Annotated in this window: 1 protein-coding gene and 1 pseudogene; both read right to left on the reverse strand. The window is 63.8% G+C overall.

All coding sequences use genetic code 11. From position 1 onward, the window contains the following. Window positions 1-337 (reverse strand): annotated as a pseudogene (locus DAI20_RS19830) (fimbrial protein); the annotation flags it as partial. 15 nt (window positions 338-352) lie between these two features. Next, on the reverse strand, window positions 353-599 hold a 247-nt coding region (locus DAI20_RS19835), incomplete at its 5' end, for a CblD like pilus biogenesis initiator family protein (protein WP_497802648.1).

Genomic DNA, 599 nt, shown 5'->3' on the forward strand with positions numbered 1-599 from the left:
AAACGCGATAGGCGGTTTCCTGCTGCACAGGCTGCAGCGGGATGACACGGATCAGGCGGTTGCCACCGCCTGCGAGCGCGAACTTGCCGGGGGTAACAGCGATGGCGGCCTCGCTCGGCTCCATCTCTACTTCGCTCTCTTCGGCACCTGCAGGATCGACGATCCGGCGCAGCGTTGCCTGGATGTACTGCGGCTGGGTGGACTGGGAATAGATGCGGATCTGGGTGGCACGCTTGCCATCCACCGCGGCGCGCATCGGGTGGACGGTGAGGTTAGCCTGCGCAGGCAGTGCCATCAGCAGCGCTATGGGAATCAGGCAAAGGGCGGTGAGCTTCATGGAGGCTCCCGGAGGTCAGGGCGTTGCGGTGGGCACACGGAGCTCGACCTTCAGGTCGCCCCAGTAGATGCCCGAGCGTTTTGTGGAAATAGGGACACGCGGGATATCCAGCGTCATCGGCGTGGGCACGCAGAACACCGGTTGACTCATTCCCGGCAGCATCACCAGCCGCAGTTGTGCGGTATCGATGCCGTGCAGCTGCTCTTCCACGCCGTTGGTCAGCGGCACCGTGATGCCGTTGTGGTCAAGCGTGACGGTGTAG

Origin of the sequence: Planctomonas deserti (assembly GCF_003067705.1) — a bacterium.
GTDB classification, from domain to species: domain Bacteria; phylum Actinomycetota; class Actinomycetes; order Actinomycetales; family Microbacteriaceae; genus Planctomonas; species Planctomonas deserti.